General features: G+C 56.8%; 27 protein-coding genes. 9 read left to right on the top strand and 18 right to left on the bottom strand.

Annotated features, from left to right (window positions below; all coding sequences use genetic code 11):
- Positions 1-744: a prepilin peptidase gene (locus tag N7V53_RS05310; RefSeq protein WP_279792511.1), complete on the top strand. Its 744-nt coding sequence runs from the start codon at positions 1-3 to the stop codon at positions 742-744.
- On the opposite strand, the gene N7V53_RS05305 is transcribed toward N7V53_RS05310, so the two are convergent.
- The 6 genes from N7V53_RS05305 to N7V53_RS05280 all read right to left on the bottom strand — a co-directional run bounded on the left by N7V53_RS05305 (position 732) and on the right by N7V53_RS05280 (position 6,702).
- Entirely contained in the window at positions 732-1,901 is a 1,170-nt protein-coding gene (locus tag N7V53_RS05305) for a hypothetical protein (RefSeq protein ID WP_279792510.1), read from the bottom strand. The two genes, N7V53_RS05310 and N7V53_RS05305, sit on opposite strands and share 13 nt — an antisense overlap.
- Entirely contained in the window at positions 1,898-2,689 is a 792-nt protein-coding gene (locus tag N7V53_RS05300) for an outer membrane lipoprotein-sorting protein (protein ID WP_023481889.1), read from the bottom strand. The genes N7V53_RS05305 and N7V53_RS05300 overlap by 4 nt, the downstream gene beginning before the upstream one ends.
- Before the next feature lie 30 nt (positions 2,690-2,719).
- Entirely contained in the window at positions 2,720-4,117 is a 1,398-nt protein-coding gene (locus tag N7V53_RS05295) for an FtsX-like permease family protein (RefSeq protein ID WP_279792509.1), read from the bottom strand.
- Between the two features lie 9 nt (positions 4,118-4,126).
- Positions 4,127-4,810 (bottom strand): ABC transporter ATP-binding protein, encoded by a 684-nt coding sequence (locus N7V53_RS05290; RefSeq protein ID WP_279792508.1) that lies wholly within the window; start codon positions 4,808-4,810, stop codon positions 4,127-4,129.
- A 175-nt stretch (positions 4,811-4,985) separates the two neighbouring features.
- Positions 4,986-5,867 (bottom strand): nucleoside-specific channel-forming protein Tsx, encoded by an 882-nt coding sequence (locus tag N7V53_RS05285; RefSeq protein WP_279792507.1) that lies wholly within the window; start codon positions 5,865-5,867, stop codon positions 4,986-4,988.
- 292 nt (positions 5,868-6,159) lie between these two features.
- Positions 6,160-6,702, bottom strand: coding sequence for a DUF3251 domain-containing protein (locus N7V53_RS05280; RefSeq protein ID WP_054804395.1), 543 nt, complete (start codon positions 6,700-6,702; stop codon positions 6,160-6,162).
- Between the two features lie 153 nt (positions 6,703-6,855).
- Between N7V53_RS05280 and nrdR the strand changes: the two genes are divergently transcribed.
- The 6 genes from nrdR (at position 6,856) to pgpA (ending at position 10,962) form a co-directional block, all read left to right on the top strand.
- The gene (nrdR, locus tag N7V53_RS05275; RefSeq protein ID WP_023481939.1) at positions 6,856-7,305 is read left to right on the top strand and encodes a transcriptional regulator NrdR; all 450 of its coding nucleotides are present in this window, start codon (positions 6,856-6,858) and stop codon (positions 7,303-7,305) included.
- Positions 7,306-7,307: 2 nt separating this feature from the next.
- Entirely contained in the window at positions 7,308-8,411 is a 1,104-nt protein-coding gene (gene ribD / locus N7V53_RS05270; protein ID WP_279792504.1) for a bifunctional diaminohydroxyphosphoribosylaminopyrimidine deaminase/5-amino-6-(5-phosphoribosylamino)uracil reductase RibD, read from the top strand.
- 89 nt (positions 8,412-8,500) lie between these two features.
- Positions 8,501-8,971 (top strand): 6,7-dimethyl-8-ribityllumazine synthase, encoded by a 471-nt coding sequence (gene ribE, locus N7V53_RS05265; RefSeq protein ID WP_042712118.1) that lies wholly within the window; start codon positions 8,501-8,503, stop codon positions 8,969-8,971.
- Between the two features lie 19 nt (positions 8,972-8,990).
- Positions 8,991-9,410: a transcription antitermination factor NusB gene (gene nusB / locus N7V53_RS05260; RefSeq protein WP_023481929.1), complete on the top strand. Its 420-nt coding sequence runs from the start codon at positions 8,991-8,993 to the stop codon at positions 9,408-9,410.
- A 75-nt stretch (positions 9,411-9,485) separates the two neighbouring features.
- Positions 9,486-10,463, top strand: a complete 978-nt coding sequence (gene thiL, locus N7V53_RS05255) for a thiamine-phosphate kinase (RefSeq protein ID WP_023481916.1) — start codon at positions 9,486-9,488, stop codon at positions 10,461-10,463.
- Positions 10,441-10,962 (top strand): phosphatidylglycerophosphatase A, encoded by a 522-nt coding sequence (pgpA, locus tag N7V53_RS05250; protein ID WP_128483515.1) that lies wholly within the window; start codon positions 10,441-10,443, stop codon positions 10,960-10,962. Before thiL ends, pgpA begins: the two co-directional genes overlap by 23 nt.
- A 513-nt stretch (positions 10,963-11,475) precedes the next feature.
- Here the strand turns inward: pgpA and N7V53_RS05245 are convergent.
- From N7V53_RS05245 to xseB, 4 genes are all read right to left on the bottom strand, one after another.
- Positions 11,476-12,450 carry an aldo/keto reductase gene (locus N7V53_RS05245; RefSeq protein ID WP_279792499.1) on the bottom strand — a complete coding sequence of 325 codons (975 nt, stop codon included), beginning with the start codon at positions 12,448-12,450 and terminating at the stop codon, positions 11,476-11,478.
- Between the two features lie 61 nt (positions 12,451-12,511).
- Positions 12,512-14,374 (bottom strand): 1-deoxy-D-xylulose-5-phosphate synthase, encoded by a 1,863-nt coding sequence (dxs, locus tag N7V53_RS05240; RefSeq protein ID WP_279792498.1) that lies wholly within the window; start codon positions 14,372-14,374, stop codon positions 12,512-12,514.
- 29 nt (positions 14,375-14,403) lie between these two features.
- Positions 14,404-15,303 carry a (2E,6E)-farnesyl diphosphate synthase gene (gene ispA / locus N7V53_RS05235; protein ID WP_023481930.1) on the bottom strand — a complete coding sequence of 300 codons (900 nt, stop codon included), beginning with the start codon at positions 15,301-15,303 and terminating at the stop codon, positions 14,404-14,406.
- Positions 15,304-15,546 (bottom strand): exodeoxyribonuclease VII small subunit, encoded by a 243-nt coding sequence (gene xseB, locus N7V53_RS05230; RefSeq protein WP_054804400.1) that lies wholly within the window; start codon positions 15,544-15,546, stop codon positions 15,304-15,306.
- Between the two features lie 204 nt (positions 15,547-15,750).
- On the opposite strand from xseB, the gene thiI reads away from it, so the two are divergent.
- Complete coding sequence (thiI, locus tag N7V53_RS05225; protein WP_279792495.1) at positions 15,751-17,199, top strand: tRNA uracil 4-sulfurtransferase ThiI; 1,449 nt, start codon at positions 15,751-15,753, stop codon at positions 17,197-17,199.
- Between the two features lie 171 nt (positions 17,200-17,370).
- Here thiI and yajL read toward each other — a convergent pair whose 3' ends face one another.
- On the bottom strand, positions 17,371-17,964 hold the full coding sequence (gene yajL / locus N7V53_RS05220; RefSeq protein ID WP_023481913.1) for a protein deglycase YajL: 594 nt from the start codon (positions 17,962-17,964) through the stop codon (positions 17,371-17,373).
- Complete coding sequence (gene panE, locus N7V53_RS05215) at positions 17,927-18,838, bottom strand: 2-dehydropantoate 2-reductase (protein ID WP_279792493.1); 912 nt, start codon at positions 18,836-18,838, stop codon at positions 17,927-17,929. Before panE ends, yajL begins: the two co-directional genes overlap by 38 nt.
- Before the next feature lie 138 nt (positions 18,839-18,976).
- On the opposite strand from panE, the gene N7V53_RS05210 reads away from it, so the two are divergent.
- Entirely contained in the window at positions 18,977-19,468 is a 492-nt protein-coding gene (locus tag N7V53_RS05210; protein WP_023481915.1) for a YajQ family cyclic di-GMP-binding protein, read from the top strand.
- Between the two features lie 39 nt (positions 19,469-19,507).
- Here the strand turns inward: N7V53_RS05210 and N7V53_RS05205 are convergent, their stop codons facing one another.
- From N7V53_RS05205 to cyoA, 6 genes are all read right to left on the bottom strand, one after another.
- On the bottom strand, positions 19,508-20,869 hold the full coding sequence (locus N7V53_RS05205) for an MFS transporter (RefSeq protein WP_279792491.1): 1,362 nt from the start codon (positions 20,867-20,869) through the stop codon (positions 19,508-19,510).
- A 146-nt stretch (positions 20,870-21,015) separates the two neighbouring features.
- Positions 21,016-21,903: a heme o synthase gene (cyoE, locus tag N7V53_RS05200; protein WP_094419519.1), complete on the bottom strand. Its 888-nt coding sequence runs from the start codon at positions 21,901-21,903 to the stop codon at positions 21,016-21,018.
- 11 nt (positions 21,904-21,914) lie between these two features.
- Positions 21,915-22,244 carry a cytochrome o ubiquinol oxidase subunit IV gene (locus tag N7V53_RS05195; RefSeq protein ID WP_023481940.1) on the bottom strand — a complete coding sequence of 110 codons (330 nt, stop codon included), beginning with the start codon at positions 22,242-22,244 and terminating at the stop codon, positions 21,915-21,917.
- Entirely contained in the window at positions 22,244-22,858 is a 615-nt protein-coding gene (locus N7V53_RS05190) for a cytochrome o ubiquinol oxidase subunit III (RefSeq protein ID WP_023481905.1), read from the bottom strand. Before N7V53_RS05190 ends, N7V53_RS05195 begins: the two co-directional genes overlap by 1 nt.
- Complete coding sequence (gene cyoB / locus N7V53_RS05185; protein ID WP_279792488.1) at positions 22,848-24,839, bottom strand: cytochrome o ubiquinol oxidase subunit I; 1,992 nt, start codon at positions 24,837-24,839, stop codon at positions 22,848-22,850. The genes N7V53_RS05190 and cyoB overlap by 11 nt, the downstream gene beginning before the upstream one ends.
- 16 nt (positions 24,840-24,855) lie before the next feature.
- Positions 24,856-25,803 carry a cytochrome o ubiquinol oxidase subunit II gene (gene cyoA / locus N7V53_RS05180; RefSeq protein WP_023481938.1) on the bottom strand — a complete coding sequence of 316 codons (948 nt, stop codon included), beginning with the start codon at positions 25,801-25,803 and terminating at the stop codon, positions 24,856-24,858.
- Positions 25,804-26,259: the final 456 nt, after the last annotated feature.

Genomic DNA, 26,259 nt, shown 5'->3' with positions numbered 1-26,259 from the left:
GTGGAAAGCCTCTTTTTTGCGCTGCTCGGCGCGATCTTCGGCAGTTTTATCAATGTGGTGATCTACCGTTTACCGAGGAAGATGCAGGGGGAAGCGATAAGCCTGAGCTGGCCGCCGTCGTTTTGCCCCCACTGCCGGACGCGGATAAATGCGCGCGACAATGTTCCGCTGCTCGGCTGGCTGTGGCTGCGCGGGCGCAGCCGCTGCTGTCAGAAGCGCATAAGCGTTCGCTACCCGGCTGTTGAAGCGTTGATGGCGCTGCTGTTCGCGGCGGTAATTGCCCATGATGGCATCAACCCGACGGCGCTGCTGACGCTGGCGCTGCTGAGTCTGCTGGTGGCGATGTTTTTTATCGATATCGACCATATGCTGCTGCCGGACGTGCTGACGTATCCCTTTATGCTGCTGGCGCTGCTCTGCGCCTGGCTACGCCAGCCACTTCTTCCGACGCTACAGGAGCATATGCTGGCTGCGGCAGTCGGCTTTTTTATCCTCTGGTTGCTGAATTATGGATTTGCGCGCTGGCGCGGATGCGATGGCATCGGGGGAGGGGATATGAAGCTCTTTGCCGGCATCGGCGCATGGCACGGCTTACCGGCGCTATTCGATATTATGCTAATTGCAGCACTCATCGGGCTGGCGAGCGGGCTGCTGCTCTTTCGCGCCGCGCGTCAGCAGCCCTTTCCATTTGGCCCGGCCATTATTCTCGCCTGCATCGGCTGGGCGATGGCTTACAGCCAGTAATCCAGTGAGATCTGCCAGCGGCGCTCACTCAGATTCAGCAGGTAGACCTTTTGCCACTGCAACGCCACATCCAGCGGGCCAAGATGATGGCGCAGTTCGGCAAAGCCCATATTCTTATGCCGCTGCAAATCCCGCTGTGCGATCAGGTTGAGATCGTACTGTGCGAAAAAATCCTTCCAGTAAGCCTGCAACAGCACGCTGCGGCGCGGATCCTGACCGGCCACGGTCGGCTGGGCGCTGCCGTTGTAGTGCCCTTCGAGCCGCAGCGTCAGATCGCTCTCGCCGGTCCAGGTGAGGCCCGCCGCTACGCGGTTGCGCCAGGCGATATCCCACTCGCTCTCCGGTAGCAGCGTCTCCTGCCAGCTGTAGGGCTGACGCCCGCCGGCCCACTCGCCATAAATCAGCGTTGAGCGGGAGAGCACCCGCGACAGGTTGAGACCGAACTGCGGCTCACGCTGCTGCTCTTTAAACAGCAGAAGTTGCGGGTTGAAGTTCTCCGCAAAGCGGTAGCTGGCGCTCAGCAGCAGGCGGTCGCGCGGGTTGCTGGCCTGCCAGTCGAGGCTGGCGCTGCGATCGGCGCTGCCCCTGCGGATTTTCGGTGCCCAGAGCGCGCTAACGGCGGCGTTGTCCCAAAAGTGTTGCAGGCGCACCATCCCATTGCCCATGCGGTTGTTACGCAGGGTTTCCGGATCGGCAGAGGTCATGGACCGCACCGTGCCCCGGCCGAGAAAATCCGTGGGGTTATAGCCCAGCGCGACGCCGTAGCGGGTGTTAATGCGGCCCATATCCAGCATCATTTGCGGCGTCAGGTGGTAGCTGAGCCACGCTTCGCGCAGGGTATTGGTATAACGGGTTTCGCTGAGCCGGTGAGTAAACCGGCTGTCCAGGCGGTTGGAGAGCACCAGCCGCCACTTCTCACCAAGCGGTTTGTCCAGGCGCATATCCAGCGACAGCCGCTGCTCTTTCTCCTGCTGATGATTGATGCTGCTGGCCGCTTCAAACATCATATTCAGCGCCTGATAGGCATCGGGATTGAACTCGGCGCTGTCTGCCAGATCGAGGGCAGCCAGGGTCTCATCCTCCTGCGACAGCGCGGGCGCGGCTGGCAGCGTGGCCAGCAGCATTAGCCAGAGAAGGGAAAGGGGCGATCGTGTCATGAATTCGCATCCCGGAAATGGGCGAGATAATCACGCTGTAACCAGGACTCCGGTACGTCGCGCCACTGGAAATCCTTCTGGCGCAGCACGGTAACCCAGTGCGCATTAACCCCATCAATAATCACCGCTTCGGTCGAGCGGATGCCGCCCAGCACGGGCGCATAGCGGCGATAGAAGGTGGTTTTCAGCAGGTTGCCGTTAACGGCATAGAATTCTGCTTTGCGGCTCTTAAAGTCGGTCTTATCGACCCATAAATCCATCGATGGATAGGCCGCGTCTCTGTTTTGCGCCTCCAGATGCAGGTGGTAGCAGTCGCGCATCTGCCGCTCACCATCCTGGATCCGCTCTTCCCCCACCAGCTTTGCCTGGTAATCTGCCGCCCAGTTTGCGGTAACGACATCGCCGTTAGAGGCTTGCCCCATCAGCCGCTGCTGCGGTGAAATCGGCACGCTCGCCTGGCTTGTGGGATCGTAAAGCCATAAATCGCGACCGCTTTTCAGCGTCAGTTTACCGGCGTCGCGCTGCGGGCTGATAAAGCGCAGCAGGCTGCGAAACTGGCCGCCGTCCGGCGCAACCCGGGAGTAGAGCATCAGTTCGCTGGTTTCATGCTGTTTGCCATTTTTGTAACTGATAAGCGTGGTCACCAGGCTGAAGGAGCGATCCGGGTTACGTACCTCATCGCTTTTTTTCAGGATCTGCTGGGCGTTAAGCGCCGCAGATGCCGGTGCGGCACTGACCAACAGGATGGCCAGCCACGCTGAGGTCAGGCTCTTTTTCCGTAATGACATGAATTCCTCCTTTTTATTCAGGGTGTTGCATCAGATATGGCGTAGCGCTTCAACAATCGACACACGCGAGGCGCGTCGTGCGGGCCACCAGGAAGAGAGCACGGTCACCAGCAGCAGGGTGCCCGTGACGCTGGCCAGCATGCGCCACTCGCCCCAGATACTGATGCGGATCGGCAGCGGCGAGGTGACGCCCGGCGGTTGCCATGTCATCCCGGAACGGTTAATAAGCCAGGCCAGCCCCAGCGCGATAATGACGCCAGAGATGGCGCCAATCGCGCCCAGCAGCGCCCCCTCACTCAGGAACAGGCGCTGGATATCGCCACGCTTTAGCCCCACCGCGCGCAGGGTGCCGATCTCCACCGTGCGCTCCATCACTGCCATATTCATGGTGTTGCCGACGGTGAAGAGCGCAATGCAGAGGATCAGTGCCAGCAGGAACGAGAAGATCTTGCCGAACATCGCCAGCACCTGGTTGTAGAGCGGCTGTAGCTGCGTGAAGTCATACACCGCCAGCGGTTCGCCGGAGAGCTTATTGGCGAAGATCTGCCGCAGGCGCGCCCGTGCAGCCTCCATCTCTTTGGTGCTGTGCAACTGGAGCAGGATTGCCGTTACGCCGGGCGTCTCCTGGCCGAAAAGCAGCTGCTGCGCCTGGCGCAGATGCAGGCTGACCACGGTGTCATCCAGTTCGCGCGCCTGCTGCGGCTGGGTGCCCAGCACGTTGACGCGGATAATATTCGGCGCACCGGCAGCGGAAGCGGCCAGCAGCTCAATATGCGATCCCGTGGCCGGTGGGCGCGTATCGCGGGCGCTTTGCGACAGCGCCAGCAGATCGTCAGGTAGTGCGCTGGCATTGTTCTCTTTCGACGGCGGCGGCGCGCAGGGTTGATCTTTAACAAAATCACACAGCAGCAGCAGGCGGGCCAGCCCGCGGCCAATTAAAGCCGCTTCCGGCTGGGTACCGGTCAGCGGTTTGCGGACGATAAGGTCTGCGCCTATCTGATATTCATCCCATTTATCCAGCTGCGCCTGACCGACCGCCTCTGTGCCATAGATCAACACCGGACGCGAGGTACCGACCGCATAGTGGCCTGCGAGACCGGTCAGGGAGAGAACCGGCGTAGTAACGGCAATCATCTTTTTCAGCACCGGGTCGCGGATGAGGATATCGACGATTTGTTGATAGTTATGAATGCTGTAAAGCGCAGGGTTGCTGGTGCCGTGCAGAAGATAGTCCCGCTGCTGGATCTGCAGATGGCCTTTATCGCGCACGAAGGTGGTTTGCAGGCTGTACTCAATCGACTGGTTATAGCCTGCGAACAGCAGAATGCCTATCGCCCCCACGACAATAGCGCAGAGGGTCGAGAGCGTACGTCGGCGGCTGCGCAGTAAGTTACGCAGTGCGTGTTTCATCAGCGTTGTGGTTTGCATTATCCCCCCTTACACCGTTGCCGGGCGCGTGACGCTACCGTCATGCACCACATAGAGATCGTCCGCGGCGGCAATTACCTGCGGATCGTGGGAGGAGAACACCACCGTCACGGCGTATTCACGCTGTAAATGGCGCAGCAGCTGCAAAATGGCGGCACCGGTTTTGCTGTCGAGGTTGGCGGTGGGTTCGTCGGCGACAATCAGCGCGGGACGGTGGATCAGCGCCCGGGCGATGGCAACGCGCTGGCGCTGACCACCGGAGAGCTGGTTAGGCAGCGAGTCAGCCTTATGCGCCAGACCAACATTGTCGAGCATCTCATCGATGTGCTGCTGGCGATACGCCGGGTTTTTATGCTGTATCAGCAGCGGAACTTCGATGTTTTCGCGCACGGTCAGCACCGGGATAAGGTTGAAGTTCTGGAAGATAAAACCGAGGTGGCGGGCGCGAAATTCGCTGCACTGGTCATCATCCAGCTCCGCCATCGGCTGGCCGGCAATCGTCAGAAACCCGCTGTCAGGCCGATCGATGCCGCCGATTAAGTTGAGTAAGGTTGTTTTGCCGCTGCCGGATTGCCCGGACAGGACGGTAAAGCGGTTTGCTGCAATGTTGAGCGTGACGTCTTTAAGGGCATCTACCCACACCTGGCCCAGTAAATATTTCTTACTGATGCCCTCCATTTCTACGGCCCACATGGTTCTCTTTTCCTTAGAGTAAATTCCTCTCAGGAGCGGATTTTAAAGCATGGTGATGAGCAATGGATGGGGAGGATTGGTACTGGTGTACTGGAAAGGTCTGTTTTCGGATTTTTATTCAGCGGGGTTCAGGCGAAAAAAAGCCGACTCGCGGTCGGCTTTTCAGAGAGCAGAATCAGAAGTTGTAGCCGACCACCAGGTAGCCACCCCAGCCGGTAGAGCGGGCGATAAAGTCGCCTGCGCCGAAGTTCTGGATTGAATCATCTTTGAACTGACCGCCGTCATGCCAGTAACGGGCAACAACGGAGTAGTGCCAGTGATCGTAGGTCAGCGCGAGGATGTGGCTTGATGCGATGGAGTCACTGGTACGCTGCTGCTCGCCATTGTTGTAGTAACGGCGATCGCCCAGTTTGGAGCCCCAGTCGAAGTTGGTGAAGCCGATATAGCTCAGCTGGCCGCCCCATAGCGGCGTGATCGGCACAAAGTATTTCACTTTGAAGCGATAGCCGTCCCACTCGTTTGCGTTCTCTGCGCCATAGTTCTGCCACTGGTATTTTGCATAGACGTTCAGGGAGAGGCTCATCGGCAGGCCGGTGTCGATATCGGTGCCCAGACCCATGTACCAGGTGCTCTGGCGACCACCGGCGTTACGGCCCATGTCGTAGATGTAGTTGTTGGCGAAGTACCACTCTTTGAACGGGCCGAAGCTCAGATCGGTGTTGGTCAGCTTATCAATAGAGAAGCGGGGTTCAATCTCCATAAACAGCGGAGAACCGTGGTTCCAGATCCCTTTCGCGCCGGAGTTACCGCCGAAGAAGACCGGCGCATCCAGGTAGCCGTAGAAGTCGAACCAATCTTTCTTGGCGAACGCTTCATATTCCAGGTAGGTATCGTTACGCGGAATAGCTCCGAAGCGGGTGTGATAGCTGCCCACTACGTTCACGCTCTGATGCCACCAGTCGGAGACAAATTCAGGTTTGCTGGTTTCCGCTGCGCTGGCAGAGAAAGAAGCGGTAAGCGCCAGTGCGGCACCGGCTGCGAGGAGAGTTTTTTTCATCATTACGCCACTGATTAAGATCCCAGACGGGAGTGAAAGTAAGCACGCATTAAATTGCTAAATGTTTCATATTTCTGCGCGCCTATTATAAGTATCCACGCTCACAAAAATATGTGTTGTTTCACATTATTGACATATAAGTAATCGATTGCGTTCACGTTTGCGTCGATTAAACGGCGGCGATTGTACTGACATTTATTGATAATGCCAATTGATGAATATCAACGTTGCGGTGTGGCTGAAAAACAGAGCAGCGAAAGGGCGGGCGAGAGGATCGCCCGCAGAAGAGCGGTTACTGCGCGGTAGCCGGCTGGATATCGTGAACGCGCACAAAACCGAGTTGCTCAGGCGTGATGCCATTAAGCTGCAGCGGAATGTCGACATCGCTCGGTGCCAGCGTGCTGGCCGGGGCGTTGATCAACTGATTCTGTACATTTACTTCCTGATAGTTCTCGGTGGTGCCCTGAAGCTGGCCATACTCAATGGTGCCGCTAAAGGCGGGCAGCGGATCGTTGGACTGGCCCTGAATATGCAGCACAACGCGCGTTCCGGCGGCGTTTGGCGCCATATCCTTCAGTGAGAGACGCAGTGTGCCGATCTGGCTCTTCAGCAGCGCAGGCGTATTGGCACCGGGCAGCAGGTAGGCGCCGCTGCCGGATTTGGCGTTAAGGCTATTTTGCTGTGTGATTTTGACCGTCTCTTGGTTCAGCTTGCTCATCTCTTTATTGAGCGTACTGACGCTTTGGTGGAGCTGGCGGACTTCGCTTTGCGGGGCGCAGGCGCTGAGGGTAAAAAGGCTTCCCAGCAACAGTGTTCTTAGGTAACGTCTTGTCATTGCGTCTGTTTCCTTGAAGGGGAGGATCGCTGTAATGGTAGATCGCAACTGCGGCCTTGCCATCGATCCATTGTCTCAAAAAGGGTCTGCCTTTGTTGTCATGCCACTTCAGGTTAAAATAGATTTCAGTTAACTCTCACGTCAGGACCCCGTATGCATTGCCCATTCTGTTTCGCCGTGGACACCAAAGTCATCGATTCCCGCCTGGTGGGAGAAGGTTCATCCGTTCGCCGCCGTCGGCAGTGTCTGGTTTGCAATGAGCGTTTCACCACCTTTGAAGTGGCAGAGCTTGTGATGCCGCGCGTAGTAAAAAGCAATGATGTGCGTGAACCCTTTAATGAAGAGAAGCTGCGCAGCGGCATGTTGAAAGCACTGGAGAAGCGTCCGGTAAGCGCCGATGACGTAGAAATGGCGTTAAACCATATTAAATCGCAACTTCGCGCAACCGGCGAACGCGAAGTGCCGAGTAAGATGATCGGCAATCTGGTGATGGAGCAGCTGAAAAAGCTCGATAAAGTGGCCTATGTGCGCTTTGCTTCCGTCTACCGCAGCTTCGAGGATATCCGCGAATTTGGCGAAGAGATCGCCCGTCTACAGGATTGATCATGCAGGATGAAATCTATATGGCGCGTGCGCTGAAACTGGCGCAGCGCGGCCGCTTTACCACCCATCCGAATCCGCGCGTCGGCTGCGTGATTGTTAACGATGGCGAGATTGTGGGTGAAGGGTTTCACTACCGCGCCGGTGAGCCGCACGCGGAAGTGCATGCCCTGCGCATGGCGGGCGATCGCGCGCGCGGTGGCACAGCGTATGTGACGCTGGAGCCCTGTAGCCACCACGGGCGCACGCCGCCCTGCTGCGATGCGCTGATTGCCGCCGGAGTAGCGCGAGTGGTTGCCGCCATGCAGGATCCCAATCCGCAGGTTGCCGGGCGCGGATTATATCGCTTACAGCAGGCCGGGATTGCGGTGAGCCACGGCCTGATGATGAGCGAGGCCGAAGCGCTCAATAAAGGCTTTCTCAAGCGTATGCGCACCGGTTTTCCCTATGTGCAGCTTAAGCTCGGCGCGTCGCTCGACGGGCGCACGGCAATGGCGAGCGGCGAAAGCCAGTGGATCACCTCCCCACAGGCGCGCCGCGACGTGCAGCAGCTGCGCGCGCAGAGCCATGCCATTCTCAGCAGCAGCGCCACGGTGCTGGCGGACGATCCGTCGCTGACCGTGCGCTGGAACGAATTAAACGGCGATAGCCAGGCGCTTTATCCCGAAGCGGATCTGCGCCAGCCGCTGCGCATTATCATCGACAGCCAGAACCGCGTGACGCCGCAGCATAAAATCGTCAGCCAGCCGGGTGAGACCTGGTTTGCGCGCACCAAAGCCGATGCGCGCGCGTGGCCTGAGAGCGTGCGCGAAATCATCGTGCCGGAGCATAACGGCCATGCCGATCTGGTGATGCTGATGATGATGCTCGGCAAACAGCAGATCAACAGCGTCTGGGTTGAGGCGGGCGCAGAGCTTGCCGGCGCGCTGCTGAACGCGGGCCTGGTTGATGAGCTGGTGGTCTATCTTGCGCCTAAACTGTTAGGCAGCGATGCGCGCGGGCTCTGCCAGTTACCAGGATTAACGGCGCTTGCCGATGCGCCGCGCTTTAATTTCAGTGAGATACGGCAGGTTGGCCCTGATGTTTGCCTGCACCTCACCAACGCGTGAAGCCTGCTGTAAAAGGGAAGCAGCGCGTTAAATAGTATGCTAAAATCCGCCCCCCTGCGGGGTCCGAACTGAACCTGTGAAGGAAGTGTATGAACATTATTGAAGCCAACGTTGCTGCTCCGGACGCTCGCGTCGCCATCACCATTGCGCGTTTCAACAACTTTATCAATGACAGTCTGCTGGAAGGCGCGATCGATGCCCTGAAACGTATTGGTCAGGTGCAGGACGATAACATCACCGTCGTGTGGGTTCCGGGCGCTTACGAGCTGCCGCTGGCCGCAGGCGAGCTGGCGAAAACCGGCAAATATGATGCCGTGATTGCGCTCGGCACCGTGATTCGCGGCGGCACTGCGCACTTTGAGTATGTGGCAGGCGGCGCAAGCAACGGCCTGGCGCATGTCGCGCAGGAGAGCGCCATTCCGGTCGCATTCGGCGTGCTCACCACAGAAAGTATTGAACAGGCCATCGAACGCGCTGGCACCAAAGCCGGTAATAAAGGTGCGGAAGCCGCACTGACCGCGCTTGAAATGATTAATGTATTGAAAGCCATCAAGGCTTGAATTTTGTAAGGGGAATTACGTGAAACCTGCTGCTCGTCGCCGCGCCCGTGAGTGTGCCGTTCAGGCGCTTTACTCCTGGCAGTTGTCCCAGAACGACATCACTGATGTTGAATACCAGTTCCTGGCGGAACAGGACGTGAAAGATGTAGACGTCGTGTACTTCCGTGAACTGTTGAACGGGGTGGCGACTAATAGCGCATATCTCGATGGCCTGATGAAGCCATACCTCTCCCGTCTGCTCGAAGAGCTGGGTCAGGTTGAGAAAGCGGTATTACGTATCGCGCTGTTCGAACTCTCTAAACGTGATGATGTGCCCTATAAAGTGGCGATCAACGAAGCTATCGAACTGGCTAAAACCTTTGGCGCTGAAGACAGCCATAAGTTTGTGAACGGCGTGCTGGATAAAGCCGCACCTGCGATCCGTCCCCACAAGAAGTGATCCGCAAGCCGGTGACGGGCGATGCTTTCAGCGCGCCGGTCCCGGCTTTTTCTTTTTTCTACAGAGGAATAACGTATGGCATGCGGTGAATTCTCCCTGATTGCCCGTTATTTTGACCGCGTACGAACTTCACGTCGCGACGTCGAAACCGGTATCGGTGACGATTGTGCGCTGCTCAATGTCCCCGAAAAACAGACCCTGGCGATCAGCGTCGACACGCTGGTGGCGGGTAACCATTTTCTCCCTGATATCGATCCTGCCGATCTGGCCTGGAAAGCAATGGCCTCTAATCTTAGCGATTTGGCGGCGATGGGTGCCGATCCTGCCTGGTTGACGCTGGCGTTAACGCTCCCGGAAGCGGACGAAGCGTGGCTGCAGGCCTTCAGCGACAGTCTGTTTGAGCAAATAAGTTACTACGATATGCAGCTTATCGGCGGCGATACCACCCGTGGGCCGCTGTCGATGACCATCGGTATTCATGGCTATGTGCCGGCAGGCCGTGCGATGAAGCGCTCCGGCGCGAAGCCGGGCGACTGGATCTATGTCACCGGTACGCCGGGCGACAGTGCAGCGGGGCTGGCGATTTTGCAAAACCGTTTAACCGTCAGCGACAGCGAAGATGCGGCTTACCTGAAAAAGCGCCATCTGCGCCCGACGGCGCGCGTGTTGCAGGGTCAGGCGCTGCGTAACCTCGCAAGTTCGGCCATCGATCTCTCTGATGGTCTTATCTCCGATCTGGGTCATATTCTGAAAGCGAGCGGCTTTGGCGCGCGGATCGACCTTGATGCGATCCCGTTATCGGATGCCATGCGCCGCCATGTCGAGCCGGATCAGGCGCTGCGCTGGGCGTTGTCCGGCGGAGAGGATTATGAACTCTGCTTTACCGTCCCTGAACTGAATCGCGGCGCACTGGATGTGGCGATTGGTCAGCTGGGCGCACCGTTTACCTGCATCGGGCAGATGGGCGCGGACGGGGAGGGGCTCTACTTCACTCGCGAGGGAAAAGCCGTCACCCTCGACTGGAAAGGATATGACCATTTTGCAGCGCACTAAAGATAAAGATATCGCTAAAAGCCGTCTCACTATGCGTAACCCCTGGCACCTGATGGCGACCGGGTTTGGCAGCGGTTTGATCCCGTTTATGCCCGGCACCATGGGGTCGATTGCGGCGATCCCCTTCTGGTGGCTGATGACCTTCCTGCCCTGGCAGCTCTATTCGCTGCTGGTGATGCTGGGGATCTCGCTGGGCGTTTATCTATGCCATCAGACGGCAAAAGATATGGGCGTGCACGATCACGGCAGTATCGTCTGGGATGAGTTTATCGGCATGTGGATCACCCTGATGGCGCTGCCCACTAACGACTGGCAGTGGGTGGCCGTTGGGTTTGTGCTGTTTCGCATTTTTGATATCTGGAAACCGTGGCCGATCCGCTGGTTCGATCGCAACGTGCACGGCGGCATGGGGATTATGGTCGACGATATCGTCGCCGGGATTGTCGCCGCCGGGTTGCTCTACGTGATTGGCCATCATTGGCCGATTGGGCTGATTTAGCACTATCAGGCTGCGGCGAATTGCCTGATGGCGCTTCGCTTATCAGGCCTACGGTACCGGGTTTGCATGTGGATGCGGTGGAAATGCCTGATGGCGCTGCGCTTATCAGGCCTACGACACTGAATTAACATTTGGGTGTAGGCCGGATAAGGCGTAAGCCGCCATCCGGCAATCAGCCCGGCTGCGGCGTAATGCCTGATGGCGCTGCGCTTATCAGGCCTACGACACCGTATTGGCATCTGAGCGTAGGCCGGATAAGGCGCAAGCCGCCATCCGGCAATCAACCCGGCTGCGGCGAATTGCCTGATGGCGCTGCGCTTATCAGGCCTACGGTGCCGAATTAACATTTGGGCGTAGGCCGGATAAGGCGCAAGCCGCCATCCGGCAATCAGCCCGGCTGCGGCGTAATGCCTGATGGCGCTGCGCTTATCAGGCCTACGGTGCCGAATTGGCATTTGGGCGTAGGCCGGATAAGGCGCAAGCCGCCATCCGGCAACCTATCTGCTCTGCGGACTACTTAAACCCCACCACCGGGTGCTGTTTGTAAGGCATCTCCAGCTCGGCAATTTGCTCCGGCTTCAGCGTTAACTCTACCGCGCCTAACAACTCTTCCAGCTGATCCTCACGCGACGCGCCAATAATCGGGGCGGCAACGCCAGGCTTACTCAACAGCCACGCCAGCGCTACCTGCGCGCGCGAAGCACCCAGCTCCTCTGCCACGCTCGCCAGACGTTCGGCGATCTGCGCATCGTTGGCATCCGTTTCGCTATACAGCGTTTTGCCAAACTCATCGGAGACCAGACGGGCGGTGGTTTCTCCCCACGGACGGGTCAAACGTCCGCGCGCCAGCGGGCTCCACGGAATAATCGCCACGCCCTCTTGGTAGCAGAGCGGCAGCATCTCGCGCTCTTCTTCACGGTAGATCAGGTTGTAGTGGTTTTGCATGGTGACAAAGCGCGCCCAGCCGTGCTGCTGCTGTAACTCCAGCGCCTGCGCGAACTGGCTGGCGTGCATGGAAGAGGCACCGATAAAGCGCGCTTTACCCGCTTTAACCACATCGTTCAGCGCTTCCAGCGTCTCTTCAATCGGTGTGTTGTAGTCCCAGCGGTGGATTTGCAGTAGATCGACATACTCCATGCCGAGGCGTTGCAGGCTGTCGTCGATGGAGCGCAGGATCTGCGCGCGGGAGAGGCCTTCTGCCAGATCGCCGACCTGGTGGTAAACCTTGGTAGCGACAACCACTTCGTCGCGGCGGGCGAAATCGCGCAATGCCCGGCCAACGATCTCTTCACTGCTGCCGTCGGAGTAGCTGTTGGCGGTATCAAAGAAGTTAATCCCGCCTTCCAGCGCGCGTTGAATAATCGGGCGGCTGCTCTCTTCCGGCAGCGTCCAGGCATGTTTACCCCGGTCCGGCTCGCCAAAGGTCATACAGCCAAGGCAAAGGCGGGAGACCTTGAGGTCTGTTTTCCCTAATGTGTTGTATTGCATGGTTCCACTCCTGCTGGTCACGAATTAGGCTTAAGCATAGCAGGAGCGGAAAAGGGCGGAATCAGGCGAGCCAGTTTTTGATGCGCGATTCGATACCGGCCGCGTCGAGGCCAATCTCGGCGCGCGCTTCATCCTGCGTACCCTGCGGAATAAAGAAGTCCGGCAGGCCGAGGTTGAGCACCGGCACTGGCTTGCGTTTCGCCATCAGCACTTCGTTAACGCCGCTGCCGGCACCGCCCGCAATGGCATTCTCCTCAAGCGTTACCAGCACGTCGTGCTGCGAAGCCGCCTGCAGGATCAGCACTTCATCGAGCGGCTTGGCAAAGCGCATATCGATAAGCGTCGCGTTGAGCGCCTCGGCGGCTTTAGCTGCTTCCGGCAGTAACGTCCCGAAGTTAAGGATCGCCACCTTCTCGCCTTTGCGTTTCACCACGCCTTTACCGATAGGCAATTTCGCCAGCGGCTCCAGCGTCACGCCGACCGCGTTACCGCGCGGGTAGCGCACGGCACTCGGGCCATCCGCGTAGTGGTAGCCGGTAAAGAGCATCTGGCGGCATTCGTTCTCATCGCTCGGCGTCATCACCACCATATCGGGGATGCAGCGCAGATAGGAGATATCAAACGCCCCCTGGTGGGTCTGGCCGTCCGCGCCAACAATCCCGGCGCGATCGATAGCAAACAGCACCGGCAGCTTCTGGATCGCCACGTCGTGGATCACCTGATCGTAGGCGCGCTGCAGGAAGGTGGAGTAGATCGCCACCACCGGTTTATAACCGCCAATCGCCAGACCGGCGGCAAAAGTGACCGCGTGCTGCTCGGCAATGGCGACATCAAAATATTGACCGGGGTATTTGCGCGAGAACTCAACCATGCCGGAGCCTTCACGCATCGCCGGGGTGACGGCCATTAACTTGTTATCTTTGGCGGCGGTTTCACACAGCCAGTCGCCGAAGATTTTCGAATAGCTCGGCATGCCGCCGCTGCTCTTCGGCAGGGTGCCGCTGGTCGGATCGAACTTCGGCACCGCGTGGAAAGTGATGGGATCTTTTTCGGCCGGCTCATAGCCGCGCCCTTTTTTGGTCATGATATGCAGGAACTGCGGGCCTTTCAGATCGCGCATATTGCGCAGCGTCTGCACCAGGGCCAGCACATCGTGACCGTCCACCGGGCCGATATAGTTAAAGCCCAGCTCTTCAAACAGCGTGCCCGGCACGACCATGCCTTTAATATGCTCTTCGGTACGTTTCAGCAGCTCTTTGATCGGCGGCACGCCGGAGAGCACTTTTTTCCCGCCTTCGCGCAGGGTGGAGTAGAGCTTGCCGGAGAGCAGTTTCGCCAGATGGTTATTCAGTGCGCCAACATTCTCGGAGATCGACATCTCGTTGTCGTTGAGAACCACCAGCATATCCGGGCGAATATCCCCGGCGTGGTTCATCGCTTCAAACGCCATACCTGCGGTGATGGCACCATCGCCAATTACGCAGACGGTACGGCGCTGCTTATTCTCTTTCGCAGCCGCCACGGCCACGCCGATCCCGGCGCTGATGGAAGTGGACGAGTGGCCGACGCTCAGCACGTCATATTCACTCTCGCCGCGCCACGGAAAAGGGTGCAGGCCGTTTTTCTGCCGGATGGTGCCGATTTTGTCGCGGCGACCGGTGAGGATTTTGTGCGGATAGGCCTGGTGGCCGACGTCCCAGATTAACTGATCGAAGGGCGTGTTATAGACGTAATGCAGCGCCACGGTCAGTTCAACCGTGCCAAGCCCGGAGGCGAAGTGTCCACTGGAGCGGCTTACGCTGTCGAGAAGGTAGCGACGCAGTTCGTCGCACAGTTTCGGTAAACTCTCTTTCGGCAGCAGGCGCAACTCTTGCGTGGTATCAACCAGCGCCAGCGTCGGGTATTTGGCTGTATCAAAACTCATCAGAGACTCGGACTCATCGTGTTATATCGTTATTTATCACGCTGGATTATGTAATTCGCCAGTGCTTCCAGTGCCGTCGTATCCAGCGATTGCGCCGACAGCAGGCTCAGCGCCTGGCGGGCATCGTTAATCAGATCGCGGGCTTTCGTGCGGGCTTGCTCAAGGCCCAGTAGTGCGGGGTAGGTGCTTTTACCCAGTTGCTGGTCAGCACCCTGGCGTTTGCCAAGGGTCGCAGTATCGCCGACCACATCGAGGATGTCATCCTGAACCTGAAACGCCAGGCCGACACACTGCGCGTAGCGTTCGAGCAGCGGCAGCGCGTCGCGACCGCGTTGCCCGGCGCTCAGCGCGCCCATTTTTACCGCCGCGCAGATAAGCGCCCCGGTTTTATGGCGGTGGATCTGCTCCAGCCCTTCCAGAGAAACCTGCTCATTCTCCGCTGCCAGATCCAGCGCCTGCCCGCCGCACATCCCGGCAACGCCGCTGGCGTTTGCGAGCGTGGCGACCATCGCCAGACGATCTTCGGCAGCAACGTCCGCCATCGGCGCTTCTGTCAGGATCGAGAAGGCCAGCGTCTGCAAGGCATCGCCCGCGAGAATGGCATTGGCTTCGCCAAATTTAATATGGCAGGTGGGCAGACCGCGACGCAGATCGTCGTCGTCCATCGCCGGCAGATCGTCATGCATTAATGAGTAAGCATGAATGCACTCCACCGCCGCGGCGGGCGCGTCCAGCGTTTGCTGGCTGACGCCGAACATGCGGCCGGTGGCATAAACCAAAAAGGGGCGCAGGCGTTTACCGCCTAAGAGTGCGCCATACTGCATCGCCTCAACCAGCGGAGTGTTCTGAAAGGGCAGGGGATCGATGAAACGGCGCAGCGCGTCGTTGGCCTGTTCAACGCAGGCCTGCAGTTGTTGATTGAAATCCATCTATTCAGCATCCGGAGCGAAAGGGGTTAACGGCGCCTCTTCGGTATCGGAGAGCAGGATCTGTACACGCTGCTCTGCCTGCTGAAGCTTAACCTGTCCCTGGCGGGCCAGCTGGACGCCGCGCTCGAATTCGTTCAGGGCATCTTCAAGCGGAAGTTCGCCGCTTTCAAGACGAGTGACAATCTGTTCCAGTTCGCTCAGTGCGGTTTCGAAACTGGCGGGTGCGTCGTTTTTCTTTGGCATAGTGAATGTCTGACTCTTCTATTATTCCGACTACGTTATGGTAGCGAAGTCGGGGCACATAGCAAATAACGCTCAGTGGTAATGCGTTGCACATGATCTTCGCGATGGTGGTATACTTCCGCGCCTGGATGCAGCCGCGGGTAAGGGCTGCTGTAAATTTTCCTCTACAGGCCTTTGCAGGCTTGCCAACGAACCATTGCCGCCATGAAGTTTATCATTAAATTGTTCCCGGAAATCACCATCAAAAGCCAATCTGTGCGTTTGCGCTTTATTAAAATTCTCACCGGGAACATTCGTAACGTTCTGAAGCACTACGATGAGGCGCTCGCCGTTGTGCGCCACTGGGACCATATTGAAGTGCGCGCCAAAGACGAGACTCAGCGTCTGGCCATCCGCGATGCGCTGACCCGCGTGCCGGGCATTCACCATGTGCTGGAGGTGGAAGATGTTCCGTTTACCTCTCTGCACGACATTTTTGAGAAAGCGCTGGCGCAGTATCGCGATGCAATCGAAGGCAAAACTTTCTGCGTGCGGGTAAAACGTCGCGGGCAACATGAGTTTAGCTCGATCGAAGCAGAACGCTACATCGGCGGCGGCCTTAATCAACACGTTGCGTCGGCAAAGGTTAAATTGACCCATCCGGATGTGACCGTACATCTGGAGATTGAAGACGATCGCCTGCTGCTGGTGAAGGGCCGTTATGAAGGTATTGGCGGCTTCCCGATCGGCACGCAGGAAGATGTGCTGTCGCTCATCTCCGGCGGGTTCGACTCTGGCGTCTCCAGCTATATGCTGATGCGTCGCGGCTGCCGCGTACACTACTGCTTCTTTAACCTTGGCGGCGCGGCGCATGAAATCGGCGTTCGCCAGGTGGCGCACTATTTGTGGAACCGCTTTGGCAGTTCCCATCGCGTGCGCTTTGTGGCGATCAACTTTGAGCCGGTAGTGGGCGAGATCCTCGAGAAAGTCGACGACGGTCAGATGGGCGTGGTGCTGAAACGCATGATGGTCCGTGCAGCCTCTCAGGTTGCCGAGCGCTACGGCGTGCAGGCCCTGGTGACCGGCGAAGCGCTGGGCCAGGTCTCCAGCCAGACGCTGACCAACCTGCGTTTGATTGATAACGTCTCCGATACGCTGATCCTGCGCCCGCTTATCTCTCACGATAAAGAGCACATCATCGATCTGGCGCGCAAAATCGGCACTGAAGATTTTGCCCGCACCATGCCGGAGTATTGCGGCGTGATCTCCAAAAAGCCGACGGTTAAAGCGGTTAAAGGCAAGATCGAAGCGGAAGAGGCGAACTTCGATTTCTCGATCCTTGAGAAAGTGGTCGCGGAAGCGAGCAATATCGATATTCGTGAAATCGCGCAGCAGACCTCGGAAGAGGTGGTGGAGGTCGAAACGGTAACCGGCTTCGGTGAGAATGACGCGATCCTCGATATCCGCTCCATCGATGAGCAGGATGACAAGCCGTTGCAGCTGGAAGGCGTGGAGGTGGTGTCGCTGCCGTTCTACAAACTGAGCACCAAGTTTGGCGATCTCGATCAGAGCAAAACCTGGCTGCTGTGGTGTGAGCGCGGCGTGATGAGCCGCCTGCAGGCGCTTTACCTGCGTGAGCAGGGCTTTACCAATGTGAAGGTTTATCGCCCGTAGTTTTGCGTTGTGCCAGGGTTAGCACCGTGGATTGTGCCGGATGGCGGCTTCGCCTTATCCGGCCTACGCGGTGCAACATGCCATGATTCGTTTGCCGCATAGCATTCAAACAGACCGCACCTACCCGTAGGCCGGATAAGCGCCAGCGCCATCCGGCATTCAGTGCCAGGCTTACGCTTCGTAGTAGTTATAAATCCCTGCTGCCATCACCAGCTGTGACGCCACTTCGTGGGCTTTTTCGCGCCCGACCAGCAGATCGATAATCTTCAGACCAAAATCAATCGCCGTACCCGGTCCCTGGCTGGTCAACAGATTGACGCGCGGATCCCATACCACGCGCTTATCCTGCCACTGCTCCTCCGGGATCGTCTCCTTAAGCCCTGGAAAACCGGTCATATTGCCGATCGGGAAGATCTCATGAGGCACCAGCACGGTGCCGGCCGCCGCGCAGATCGCCGCAACAATGCGCCCGGAGAGGTGAAACTGGCGCACGGTCTCTACCAGCAGCGGATTATCGCGCATGCACTCCGCCCCCTTCAGCCCACCGGGCAGCACGATAACGTCGTAATCCCCGTCTGCCACCTCAACCAGCGGCGCGTCCGCTAATAGCTTTACGCCACGCGAGCAGACGATCGCGAGTTCGCCATCGCTGGCCACGCTGGCGGTGGTCACTGAGATCCCGCCGCGCACCAGCAGATCGATAGTGGTGACCGCCTCCATCTCTTCACTACCAGGGGCGAGACATATCAGAGCTGATGCGCTCATATTCACTCTCCTTACGTTTAATCAGGTCGAACAGCCGGGCATTCTCAGGCACCGCGATACCGTGCGCGCGGGCGCGTCTGAGCAGATAGCCGGTAATGTAATCGCATTCGGTATGGCGCATCGCGCGCACATCCTGCAGCATCGATGAGATATTCTCCGCCGTGCTCTCAATCACCTGGTGGACATAGGCGATCAGCTCGTCGGCGGAGATATGGTGGCCTTCACGCTCAATCACCGCCGCCACTTCGCGGGCGATCTTCTCTATCTCTTCCGGCGCATCGCGCAGATCGCCATTCTTACAGTTGCGCAGCGCCGTTAGCGGGTTGATCACGCAGTTCACCGCCAGCTTGCGCCAGAGTGCGGGGCGAATGGTGTTGTGCCATGCGACATCCGGCAGCGCCATTTGCAGCGTGTCGGCCAGATAGCTGAACTCGCCATCCTGCGCGCGCGCCGGGCCAATATGGGTGATGCCGCTGGCGACATGAATAATCACGTTGCCATCGCGGCGCGCGGCATGGGTGGTGGTGCCCATCAGCAGCGGATTGGGCAGGGATTTCAGCTCTTCTACGGTGCCCATGCCGTTATGCAGCAGCAGCACCGGCGTGGTGGGCGAGAGCGAGGAAGCCAGCCCTTTTACCGCATCGGAGACCTGCCAGGCTTTAAGCGTGACCAGCAGCAGATCGCTGCGGGCCAGGAAATCGGGGTCGTTAGCCGTCAGGGACTCATTAAAAATCGTGCCGTCTTCTTCAACCAGGTTCACACTGCAATAAGGTTGCGGGATACGTAACCAGCCCTGTACCTCATGTCCCTGTTTGCACAGTGCCGTTAACCACAGTTGCCCTAAGGCGCCGCATCCCAGTACGGTAATTCTCATTATTCCTCCTCACCTGCAACTGCGCCAGGTGTTACAGCGATAAGTATAGCGCTGTCAGCTAAGCTTCCAGTATTCAAGATTGTGTTAATACACAGTGCGGGTATTATGCATCGCTGAAATTACAGAGGGAGAGAAAAGATGCCATCTTTCGATATTGTTTCCGAAATTGATCTGCGCGAAGTGCAAAACGGCGTCGAAAATGCGACCCGCGAACTGGCCACGCGTTTCGACTTTCGTAACATTGAAGCGACGTTTGAATTAAACGAAACCAATAAAACCATCAAAGTACTGAGCGAGTCTGACTTCCAGGTCAACCAGCTGCTCGATATCCTGCGCGCCAAGCTGTTAAAGCGCGGCATTGAAGGTACCTCGCTGGAAGTGCCGGAAGAGTTTGTCCATAGCGGTAAAACCTGGTTTGTTGAAGCCAAGCTCAAGCAGGGGATTGACGCCGCCACGGCGAAGAAGATCATCAAGCTGATTAAAGAGAGCAAGCTGAAGGTGCAGGCGCAGATTCAGGGTGAAGAGATCCGCGTGACCGGTAAAGCCCGTGACGACCTGCAGGCCGCCATGGCGCTGGTACGCGGCGGTAACTTAGGCCAGCCGTTCCAGTTTAAGAACTTCCGCGATTAATCGCTTGCCCTCTCCCGAATGGGGGAGGGCGCTTCACCTTTAACCCGCAACCACCTGTTCCACTTCAAAACGGTTGGTCACCTTGCTGTCTATCTTCACATAGACGCTGCGCTCTTCCGGCACCACCATCGCTTCGCTTACCCCATCCATTGCTAGTAGCCGTTGCTGCAACGCCGCATCCACCGCAACACCCTCTGGGATCGCGATACGCAAACTGCTTACATAAGGCGGCTCCTGCATGGTGCTGGCGACTAACAGCCAGACTACCGCCAGCAGCGCGCCGGCGAGGAAGACCGTCTGGGAGTCGAAAAAGCCATCGACCCAACCGCCGAGCGAGCCGCCAATGGCTACGCCAAGGAACTGGCTGGTGGAGTAGATGCCCATTGCCGTGCCTTTATAGCCTGCGGGCGCTTCTTTACTGATAAGCGACGGCAGCAGCGCTTCCATCAGGTTAAAGGCAAGGAAGAAGATCTGTACGCCGATCACAATCTCCCAGAAGTGCGGGCCCGCGCCCCACAGCACAATTTCCGCGATCACCAGCAGGGCGACACAGAGCAGGAAGACACGCTTCATTTTGCGCTTCACTTCGGCATAGATAATGAAGGGCACGACGGAGACAAACGACACCAGCATGGTGACGAGATAAATTTTCCAGTGCTGCGCCGCAGCAAACCCGGCAGCTTCCAGCTGGCCCGGCAGGGCGACAAAAGTCGACATCAGCAGCATATGCAGACACATAATGCCGAAGTTGAGCTTCAGCAGCTTCGGGTTCGCCATTACCAGGCTAAAACAGCCTTTCACCATCCCCGATTCACGGTTGCGTACGTGCTGGGTGCTGTTTGGTACTACCCACAGCGTTAGCGCGATACCGAGCGTGGCGAGACCGGCAATCATCCAGAAGAGCGCATGCAGACCCAGTTTATGGGTGATGATTGGGCCGAGCACCATGGCGATGGCGAAGGTGACGCCAAAACTGACGCCGATAAAGGCCATCGCTTTGGTGCGGTTCTGCTCGCGGGTCAAGTCGGAGAGTAGCGCCATGACAGCGGCGGCAATCGCCCCGGAGCCTTGCAGCGCACGGCCAAGAATAATGCCCCAGATAGAGTGGGAGAGGGCGGCAATCACGCTGCCAGCGACAAAAATCACCAGCCCGCCGACGATCAACGGCTTGCGGCCGATGCGATCCGAGAGCAGGCCGAAGGGGATTTGAAAGATGGCCTGAGCGAGGCCGTAAATACCAATTGCCAGACCGATTAATGCTTCGCTGGCGCCCTGCAGCGCCATACCGTACGTGGTCAGAACGGGCAGGACCATAAACATGCCGAGCATGCGCAGGGAGAATACAGTCCCTAAACCCCAGGTGGCGCGCAACTCGCCTGGCGTCATCTTGTAATCGTTCATTACCACCTCATGTTGAAAACCGGACATAGTGTAGTGCGGGGGCAGGGCGGGGTAAACACCAGCTTAATTAACAAATATTACCTGCGTGGATGGGATGGCGGGCATAAAAAAAGGGTGCCGAGGCACCCTTTATATGACGGTCTGGATCACCAGACGTAAGTCAGCAGGCTATGTGAATCCGGCACCATAAAGTCCACGGACATCATCACGCTGAGCGAAGTGATGGCGACAATCGAGAAGACGAACAGTTTGCGCGCCCACACTTTGTCATCCGCCACTTTATACCCGCGCAGCGCCATGCCCAGCCACCAGAGACTCACCGCGGCCGCAACCACCAGGTATTTATAACCTGCATAGCCGCCCAGCGAGAGCATCAGGGTGGCGACAGCAAACGCCACGATGTAGAGCGTGATGTGGTTTTTCGCCACGGAGATGCCTTTCACCACCGGCAGAACCGGGATGTTCGCTGCCTGATAATCCTTAAAGCGGAAAATCGCGATGGCATACGAGTGGGGCATCTGCCACAGGCTGAAAATCGCCAGCAGGATCGCCGCGCCGCTATCAAACTCGTTGGTCACGGCGCAGTAGCCAATCACCGGCGGCGCCGCGCCGGAGAGAGAGCCAATCAGCGTACCGTAGACAGAGTGGCGTTTCATATAGAGGCTATAAACCCCGACATAAACCACAAACCCCATCACCCCGAGCCAGCAGGCCAGCGGATTCGCGCCGAACCACAGCAGCATAAAGCCAGCAATACCCAACAAGGCGGCGTACACCAGCGAGACTTTTGGCGAGATCAGCCCTCTGACCAGCACCCTGTTTTTCGTCCGCTCCATCTTTTTATCGATGTCGCGGTCGATGTAGTTGTTAAAAACACAACCAGAGGCGACCACCAACGACACGCCAACCAGCGTGTAGAGGAACAGGGGGTAATCAATCTGGCCTTTAGAGGCCAGCAGGAACCCCCCAATCACGGAGATCAAATTGCCAAAAATAATGCCCGGTTTCGTTACTTGCAGGTATTGCTTGAACATACTCGCCGCTCTTAGTGAACCATCATGTTGTAGTTCAGGTTCCACATAATCCAGATGGAGCCCACTACCAGGATAGCGATGATAATCACGGTAAAGACAAAGGCGGTCAGGTTCCAGCGCTCCTCAGAAGAGGTGTTCATGTGCAGGAAGCAGACCAGATGAACCAAAATCTGTACCACTGCGGTGACCAGTACGGTCCCCAGAATTGCGGCGTGTGACGCGGTACCGCTCATCACCATCCAGAACGGAATGACCGTCAGGATGACTGACAGGATAAAACCTGTCATGTAGGTTTTTACGCTACCGTGGGATGCGCCGCTGTGATCGGTTGAATGACTCATTACATCGCCCCCATCAGATAAACAACAGAGAACACACAGATCCATACCACATCAAGGAAGTGCCAGAAGAGGCTCAGGCACATGATGCGGGTACGGTTTGTGCTGGTCAGGCCGCGACGGGAAACCTGGAACATCAGAACCGCCATCCAGATCAGGCCAGAGGTTACGTGCAGACCGTGGGTACCAACCAGCGCAAAGAACGCTGACAGGAAGCCGCTACGATCCGGACCCATACCTTCTGCAATCAGATGATGGAACTCATAGATCTCCATGCCGATAAAGCCCGCACCAAACAGGAAGGTCAGCGCAAGCCAGGAGATAACCTGGCTCTTGTTGCCCTTGTGCATGGCGATCGCCGCCATGCCGTAGGTGATGGAGCTGAACAGCAGCAGGAATGTCTCTACCAGAACGAACGGCAGTTCAAAAATGTCCTTGCCGGTCGGGCCGCCCGCTGTGCCGTTCACCAGAACGGCATAGGTCGCGAACAGACAGCTGAACAGAATGCAGTCGCTCATCAGGTAGATCCAGAAACCGAATACTTTATTCGGCCCTGCATCGTGGTGCCCGTGTTCGTGCGCATGGGCGTGCGCGTTGGTCAAAGTATCAGTTGCCATTTGTCAGCCCTGCTTTGTTGATCTCATCGAAATGCTGTTTTTCCAGTTTCTCGATTTCTGCAACCGGTACGTAGTAGTCCACGTCTTCGTCGAAGCTTTTCACAATCCAGCTGATGATGATGCCTGCGAAGCTGGCAATCGCCATCCACCAGATGTGCCAGATCATGGCAAAACCGAATACCGTTGCGAACGCGGCAATAACAATCCCGGCGCCGCTGTTTTTCGGCATATGAATCTCTTCATAGTGGGCAGGTTGCTTGTACGCTTCGCCTTTCTCTTTCATCTCCCAGAAAGCATCACGTTCGTGAATTTCCGGAACAACGGCAAAGTTATAGAACGGCGGAGGAGAGGAGGTTGCCCACTCCAGCGTACGGCCACCCCACGGGTCACCGGTCAGGTCACGGTTCTGATCGCGGTCACGAATAGAGACGTAGATCTGAATCAGCAGACACAGGATACCCAGTGCGATCAGCGCGGCACCACAAGCTGCAACAATCAGCATGCTGTGGAACTGCGGGTCAATATGCTGGCTGAGACGACGGGTCATACCCATGAAGCCCAGTACGTACAGCGGCATAAACGCAACGAAGAAGCCGATAATCCAGAACCAGAATGCGCGTTTACCCCAGGTTTCGTTCAGGGTGTAACCAAACGCTTTCGGCCACCAGTAGGTCATACCTGCGAAGCAACCAAATACCACGCCGCCGATGATGACGTTATGGAAGTGCGCAATCAGGAACAGGCTGTTGTGCAGTACGAAGTCTGCGCCCGGAACCGCCAGCAGCACGCCGGTCATCCCACCTACGGAGAAGGTGACGATAAAGCCGATAGTCCACAGCATAGAGGAGTGGAATACGATACGGCCCTGGTACATGGTGAACAGCCAGTTGAAGATCTTCACCCCGGTCGGGATGGCGATAATCATCGTGGTAATACCGAAGAAGGCGTTTACGTTCGCGCCGGCACCCATAGTAAAGAAGTGGTGCAGCCAAACGATGAACGACAGGATGGTAATACACACGGTCGCCCACACCAGCGAGGTGTAGCCAAACAGGCGTTTACGCGAGAAGGTGGCGGTAATTTCGGAGAAGACCCCGAACACCGGCAGCACCAGAATGTACACTTCCGGGTGACCCCACGCCCAAATCAGGTTGATGTACATCATCATGTTGCCGCCCATATCGTTGGTAAAGAAATGGGTGCCCAGATAACGATCCAGGGTAAGCAACGCAATGGTAACCGTCAGAATTGGGAACGAAGCGATGATCAGCACGTTCGCGCACAGAGAGGCCCAGGTGAAGACCGGCATTTTGAACATGGTCATGCCTGGCGCACGCATGCGCAGGATGGTCACGAAGAAGTTAATACCGGTCAGCGTCGTACCGATACCAGAGAGCTGGAGACTCCAGATCCAGTAATCGACCCCGACACCAGGGCTGTACTCTATTCCCGAGAGCGGCGGATAAGCCAGCCAACCTGTCTGCGCGAACTCACCGACGCCCAGAGAGATGTTAACCAGAATCACGCCCACAACCGTGAACCAGAAGCTCAGGTTGTTAAGGAACGGGAAGGCAACGTCGCGAGCGCCGATCTGCAGCGGAACCACCAGGTTCATCAGACCGATAACAAACGGCATCGCCACGAAGAAGATCATAATCACGCCGTGGGCGGTGAAGATCTGATCGTAGTGGTGAGGCGGCAGGAAGCCCGCTTCGCCCATTGACGAAATCGCTTGTTGACTACGCATCATTACGGCGTCAGCAAAGCCACGCAGCAGCATAACGACCGCTACGAGGACATACATGATGCCAAGACGTTTATGGTCAACCGAGGTCAACCACTCATTCCATAGCCATTTCCACTTACCGAAGTAAGAGAGCAGGCCGACTACCGCCAGACCACCGACGGCAATCGCAGCGATCGTAACCATGATAATCGGTTCATGGTACGGCACTGCATCCAGTGTAAGTTTTCCGAACATCGTTTTCCTCGGCCCCTTAGTGAGAGGTTTCCGCGTGGCTCATGTCCATGCCTTCCATACCTTCGTGTGACTTGTGCTCACCTTCCGGTTGGGTCATGTCCATGCTCTTGCCGTGGCCCATAAATTTGTTAATAACATCTTTAAACAAATCGGGTTTCACGCTGGAGAAGTATTCAACCTTGTTGTATTCGCTTGGTGCGGCAATTTTCTCGTACGTGGCCATATCAGACACCGTAGTAGAAGACTGTTTCGCTTTGGCGACCCACTGGTCAAATGCGGCGCGGTCCGGCGTTGCAATGGCTTTAAACTTCATGCCTGAGAAGCCCGGGCCGCTGTAGCTGGCAGAGATGCCATCATACGTACCTGCTTCGTTGGCAATCAGATGCAGTTTGGTCTGCATACCGGCCATCGCGTAAATCTGGCTGCCCAGACGCGGAATAAAGAACGAGTTCATCACGGAGTTGGAAGTCACTTTGAATTCCACCGGAGTGTTCGCCGGGAAGGCGATTTCATTCACGGTAGCGATGCCCTGTTCCGGATAGATAAAGAACCATTTCCAGTCCATGGCAACCACTTCGATAGTAATCGGGCGTTCGTCATGTACCAGTGGTCTGCTCGGCTCGAGCGAGTGGGTGGTTTTCCACGTCAGCACGGCAAGGAACAGGATGATCAGAATCGGCACGGTCCAGACCACAGCTTCCACTTTATTGGAGTGTGACCAGTTCGGGCTATACTTCGCATCTTTATTGCTCGCACGATACTTCCAGGCAAAACCTACGGCCATTAAGATGGCGGGCACCACGACAATCATCATCAGGCCAAAAGCCGTCAGGATGAGTGAACGTTGCTCCATACCAATCTGTCCTTTGGGGTCAAGAAGCGCAGAATCGCAGCCACTGAGTAATACAGTGCCGGCGATTAAGGACATCCATCCCAAACTTTTATTGTATTTCCTGAGTCTCATTTAACGACCTCAATTCCACGGGATCTGGTGGCGCTTAAAGTGTGCGGGCATTTTACGGAAAGGTTACGTTACTGTAAACATGATTGGCTTTGTGTCAGTAAGGTGTTACTGGGTTCTGCCGCATATGTCACACAGAATGCAACAATCTGTAAAACCGGCGTTCGCACAGCCAGAGAGAGCGATTATAACGAAAACCTGACATTACAATCTGCGTTGAGGGTAAATTGGTATAACCAATCGTTCAAATAAACAAATAATTAACAATTATCCAGCAACTATTAAACATCATTGGAACGAATATGAAACCCAACAATTAATAACCGTGCTGAATTGTTATAGGATAGACCTTATTTTATAAGGCACAAATTAAATAAGATTTTTATTTTTTGCCCGCTCAGGGCGATTGGGCAAAAAACAAAAAATACGCCTGTTTAATGAACGAAATAATAACGGCGC

It is taken from the genome of Kosakonia sp. HypNH10, from assembly GCF_029850615.1.
GTDB lineage: Bacteria > Pseudomonadota > Gammaproteobacteria > Enterobacterales > Enterobacteriaceae > Kosakonia > Kosakonia cowanii.
Note: the sequence above shows the minus strand (reverse complement) of the source record. Positions and strands in the feature narration are given on the sequence as shown.